Raw genomic sequence first — 5,283 nt, 5'->3', positions numbered from 1 at the left:
CGGGGAGCAGCAGGTGCTCGGCAGCCTGCAGGCTGCCGAGGTGCCAGGGTTGTTTGCCGGGCATTTCCCCGAGGCCCGGCCCTATCTCTTGCGCATTCAATGGGCCGGGGGCGAACAGGTCAGCGAAGACCCCTACAGCTTCGGCCCCTTGCTGGGGGAGATGGACCTGTACCTGTTTGCCGAAGGCAACCACCGCGACCTCAGTTCCTGCCTGGGGGCGCAACTGACCACCGTGGATGGCATCGACGGCGTGCGCTTTGCGGTCTGGGCGCCGAACGCCCGGCGGGTCTCGGTGGTGGGCGACTTCAATATCTGGGACGGGCGTCGCCACCCCATGCGCCTGCGCCACCCCTCCGGGGTCTGGGAGCTGTTCATCCCGCGCCTGCAGGCGGGCGAGGCCTACAAATACGAGATCCTCGGCCCCCAGGGCATCCTGCCGCTCAAGGCCGACCCCATGGCCCTGGCCACCCAGTTGCCGCCAGACACCGCGTCCAGGGTCGCCGAACCCTTGCATTTCCACTGGCAGGACCAGTCATGGATGCAGGCCAGGGGCGAACATCAGCGAACGGACGCGCCCTTGTCCATCTACGAGTTGCACGCCGGTTCCTGGCAGTGCGAAGTGGATGATCTGGGGGAGGTGGCCCGTCAGTACAGTTGGGCCGAACTGGCCGAACGCCTGATCTCCTACGTCAAGGACCTGGGCTTCACCCATATCGAGCTGATGCCGATCATGGAGCACCCCTTCGGCGGCTCCTGGGGTTATCAACCGCTGTCGCAGTTCGCCCCCAGTGCCCGCTATGGCTCGCCCCAGGATTTTGCCGCCTTTGTCGACGCCTGCCACCAGGCGGATATCGGCGTGATCCTCGACTGGGTGCCGGCGCATTTCCCCACCGACACCCATGGCCTGGCGCAGTTCGACGGCACCGCGCTGTATGAGTACGGCAACCCCCTGGAGGGCTTTCACCAGGACTGGGACACCCTGATCTACAACCTCGGACGCACCGAGGTGCATGGCTTCATGCTGGCTTCGGCATTGCACTGGCTCAAGCATTTCCATGTCGACGGCCTGCGGGTGGATGCGGTGGCCTCGATGCTCTATCGCGACTATTCACGCAAGGCCGGCGAATGGCTGCCGAACCGCCACGGCGGTCGCGAGAACCTCGAAGCCATCGACTTCCTGCGCCACCTCAACGATGTGGTGGCCCTGGAAGCGCCGGGCGCCCTGGTGATCGCCGAGGAATCCACCGCCTGGCCCGGGGTCAGCCAGCGCACCGACCAGGGCGGCCTGGGCTTTGCCTACAAATGGAACATGGGCTGGATGCACGACTCCCTGCATTACATCCAGCAGGACCCGGTGTATCGCGCCCATCACCACAACGAACTGAGCTTCGGCCTGGTGTACGCCTGGTCCGAGCGCTTCATCCTGCCGATCTCCCACGACGAGGTGGTGCACGGCAAGCATTCGCTGATCGACAAGATGCCCGGCGACCGCTGGCAGAAGTTCGCCAACCTGCGGGCGTACCTGAGCTTCATGTGGGCCCATCCGGGCAAGAAGCTGCTGTTCATGGGTTGCGAGTTCGGCCAGTGGCGCGAGTGGAACCACGACCAGCAGCTGGACTGGTACCTGCTGCAGTATCCGGAGCACCGGGGCGTGCAGCAATTGGTGGCTGACCTCAACCGGCTGTATTGCCAGTACCCGGCGCTGCATGACCAGGACGACGCGCCCCAGGGTTTCCAGTGGTTGATCGGCGACGATGCGATCAACAGCGTCTATGCCTGGCTGCGCTGGAGCAAGGCCGGCGAGCCCTTGCTGGTGGTGGCCAACTTCACACCGGTGCCGCGCCAGGCCTACCGCGTCGGCGTGCCGCTGGCAGGACGCTGGAGCGAGCTGCTCAATAGCGATTCGCAACTCTATGCCGGTTCCAACTACGGAAATGGCGGCGAAGCCTTCAGTGAAGAACAGGGCAGTCATGGTCAGGCCCTGTCCCTGGTGCTCAACCTGCCGCCCCTGGCGGTGTTGATCCTGCGCCCCGATAGCCTTTAACGGCGGGCGACCGGTAATGGTCAATAACTGCCATTACCGGCACCTCACTTGCTGGATCACCAACGCATGCGCACGCCCAGGCTGCCGATCAGGCCATTGAGGTCGTTGTCATCCACATCGCTGCTGTAGTCGGCACTGACATACAGGCTGACGGTGGGGGTGACTCTGGCCACCAGCCCCAGGCCAACCTCCACGGTGGAGGCGTTGCGGCTGCTGCTGATCTTGTCCACCTGGCCCAGGCTCAGGGTGTCGCCGCTGTAGACGGTGTGCCAGAGGTTGGTGCGCACATAGGGTTCCAGGGGCAGACCGTTGACGTCATAGCGCCCTTGCAGACGCGCTCCGACCCGGCCGCTCCAGGCGTTGAGGTCGTTGCCGGAGCTGCCACCGTCCAGGCGAATGCGCTGGTTGATCACTTGGGCCTGAGGTTCGATTACCCAGTTGTCACTCAGGCCTATGGCCACGCCGCCCTGCACGGAAAAGGTCAGGGCGTTGCCTTCGGTGGTCATGGCCCGGCCCTGCTCATTGCGACTGAAACCGCTGACCCTACCGCCGCTGGCGGACATGTCCAGATGCCAGCCCTGGGCATCTCGCAGGCTCCAGAAGGCGCCCAGGCCTTGCCCCTGGACGCTGAGCCCGGCATTGCGTGGGTCATTGACCGTGGCAGGGGCGCCGCCTTGGGTGAGCTGGTAGGTCTGGGTGGTGCTCAGCAGGCCGATGTGCTGGGTGGTGCCGTTGTTCTGGATGCTGTAGAGCAGGGGGCCCTTGCGCGGTTCGCTGCCAGCGCCGGGCAGCGCCAGGTAGCCGACTTCAAGGTGCGCCGGCAGTGCCGGCTGGTCCAGGGCCGCGAAGGTGGCCGGGCGCGGGCTGTTCAGGGGCAGGGCGCTGATCTGCAGGCTGCTTGAGATTGGGGGATACCCGGTGTTGTCGGTGTCCTCCCCCGGGGACGCCGTGACCTCCATGGAGCACAACAGCAAGGGTGTGCACAGGCTGCACAAGGTGAGGGGCAGAGGGCTTGAGGTGAGTGAGGTATTCATGGAGGTCTACCTTGCAAATGCATGCTTTATCTCGTTGGGGCGCCTCTCCCACCCCCGTTCGAGAGGCAGCCGAATTCAATCGGGTAAAGTCCGTCGACCCGCTTTGCAGCAGGTGTATTCGGCCTTTTCCCGGTTATTGTTTCCAGGGGTGGTCATTTGTAGCTAAGGAGAGAGCAGAGGGCTCGTCAAGAAAATGACCGACAAATGGAAGGGTTATTTCAGGACGTCCAAATAGCTGAAAACCGGCACTTATCCGAATGTGTTGGATGCGGGCGGGGACAGGGGCGGCGGGAGCTGCCCAGCCCCCCCGGGCATACTTGCTGCCAGAGCCTGGGAGCAGGTATGCCGGGGGGCAGGACTACAGGGACTGCGCGGCTTCGATGATCAGCGCAGCCACGGCAGCAGGCTGGGAAGCGAGGGAGGCATGGCTGGCGTCCAGGCGCAAGACTTTGCGCGGGTTCAGGCGCGCCGCCATGCGCTCCTGGTTCTGCGGGGCGATCATGCGGTCGGCGCTCGATACCTGATACCAGCAAGGTTTGTCACGCCAGGCCGGGGCGCCAAGGGTGTCGCCGAAGGTACTGGCCAAGGGGGCTTTCTGGGTCAGGCCCATGACCAGGCCCTCCTGGGGGCTCAGGTCCTGGCAGAAACTCTGTTGGAAGCGTTCGGGCCTTACCCACAGGTAACCGTCGCTGTCAGGCTCCAGGTTGGCCGCGCCTTCGGGCATAAACTCCTGGGTCAGGCCGCCGGGGCTCTCGCCCTGGTCGGGGGCGAAGGCGGCGATATAAACCAGGCCTTGCACATTGGCTTCATGGCCGGCCTCGGTGATCACCGCACCGCCATAGGAGTGGCCCACCAGCAGCACCGGTCCGGCTTGTCGGGCCACCAGCTGGCGGGTACGGGCGACGTCTTCGGCCAGGGAGGTCAAGGGCAGTTCCACCGCGCGGATCTTCTCGTAGCCCCGGTTCAGCAGTTCGACTATGACCCGGTTCCAGTGGGCGGCACCGCCCCAGAATCCGTGAACCAGGACGATCGTGGGTTTATCGCTCATCGTTTGACTCCTTCTGCGCGGACAAGGGCCGTCCCGGGACGGATGTCCCGGGGTTCATGTCCGGGCAAAAGCATGGACGAATCTGCTTTCAGCGGGCCTTCTTTGTTGAGGGATTCTGATGTGCGGCCACGGGCGGCAGTTGCACCTCGACCGCCAGGGGCAGGTGGTCGGAGAGATGGGTCCAGGGCTTGTTGCCGAGAATCTGCGGCCGGTGACTGCTGGCATTGCGCAGGTAGACCCGGTCCAGGCGCAGCAAGGGCCAGCGCGCGGGGTAGGTCTTGGCCGGGCGGCCGTGATGGCGTTCGAAGGCTTCGTGCAGGTCGTCGCGCCGGCCCAGGGTGACATTGCCGTGCATCTGCCAGTCGTTGAAGTCGCCGGCAATGATCACCGGTGCATCCTCGGCCAGGGATTCGAGCAGTTGGCAGAGCAGCGCCAACTGCAGTTGCCGGTGGCTTTCCAGCAGGCTCAGGTGCACGCAGATGGCGTGGACCTCGGCGTACCCGGGGACATCCAGGATGCAGTGCAGCAAGCCGCGGCGCTCGGGGCCGGTGATGGAGACATCCAGGTTGCGGTACTGGCGGATCGGAAACTTGGATAACAGGGCGTTGCCGTGATGACCGTTGGGGTACACCGCATTGCGTCCGTAGGCGTAATCGCTCCACATGCTGTCGGCGAGAAATTCGTACTGCGACTGCTGCGGCCAGTTGTCCAGGCGTGACGCGTGGCGTTCATGTTCGCCCAGCACTTCCTGGAGAAACACCAGATCGGCTTGGGTGCTGCGTACCGCTTCTCGCAGTTCCGGGAGAATGAAGCGTCGGTTGAGGGCGGTGAAGCCCTTGTGAGTGTTGACGGTCAGGATCTGCAGACGCTGGATGCTTCCCGATTGAGGCTGGCGGGTGGACTCGCTGCTCACGCTCGCTCCTGTGAATCAGTGACGATTACTCATGGGACTGATGTCCGGCACTCACGTTCAGCTTATTTTCCGCCCGGGCCCGGCCTACATCAGGATGATTTCGTAGGGCAGGCGCAGGCGCTCCAGCAATATCGGCGACAGCGACGGCTCCAGACCGATCTCCGGTTCACCCTGTAGCTGGCTGGCGTAGGCGTGGGCAGCATGGCGCTTGCGGGCCACGGTCCAGGTGTCCAGGCGCAGCTTG

Annotated in this window: 3 protein-coding genes and 2 pseudogenes; 1 reads left to right on the top strand and 4 read right to left on the bottom strand. The window is 64.4% G+C overall.

The window, feature by feature from the left end; translation table 11 throughout:
- Nucleotides 1-2,044, top strand: a pseudogene (glgB, locus tag BLX41_RS13685) (1,4-alpha-glucan branching protein GlgB); the annotation flags it as partial.
- Between the two features lie 56 nt (nt 2,045-2,100).
- Here the strand turns inward: glgB and BLX41_RS13680 are convergent.
- The 4 genes and pseudogenes from BLX41_RS13680 to BLX41_RS35305 all read right to left on the bottom strand — a co-directional run.
- Nucleotides 2,101-3,078 carry an autotransporter domain-containing protein gene (locus BLX41_RS13680; protein ID WP_123725320.1) on the bottom strand — a complete coding sequence of 326 codons (978 nt, stop codon included), beginning with the start codon at nt 3,076-3,078 and terminating at the stop codon, nt 2,101-2,103.
- A gap of 358 nt (nt 3,079-3,436) precedes the next feature.
- Nucleotides 3,437-4,126, bottom strand: a complete 690-nt coding sequence (locus tag BLX41_RS13675; protein WP_123725319.1) for an alpha/beta hydrolase — start codon at nt 4,124-4,126, stop codon at nt 3,437-3,439.
- Nucleotides 4,127-4,214: 88 nt separating this feature from the next.
- Nucleotides 4,215-5,039 (bottom strand): endonuclease/exonuclease/phosphatase family protein, encoded by an 825-nt coding sequence (locus BLX41_RS13670; protein ID WP_123725318.1) that lies wholly within the window; start codon nt 5,037-5,039, stop codon nt 4,215-4,217.
- Between the two features lie 84 nt (nt 5,040-5,123).
- A pseudogene (locus tag BLX41_RS35305) lies at nt 5,124-5,283 on the bottom strand (PIG-L family deacetylase); the annotation flags it as partial.

The organism is Pseudomonas protegens, from assembly GCF_003732485.1.
GTDB lineage: Bacteria > Pseudomonadota > Gammaproteobacteria > Pseudomonadales > Pseudomonadaceae > Aquipseudomonas > Aquipseudomonas protegens_B.
This window is presented reverse-complemented; position numbering and strand designations above follow the sequence as displayed.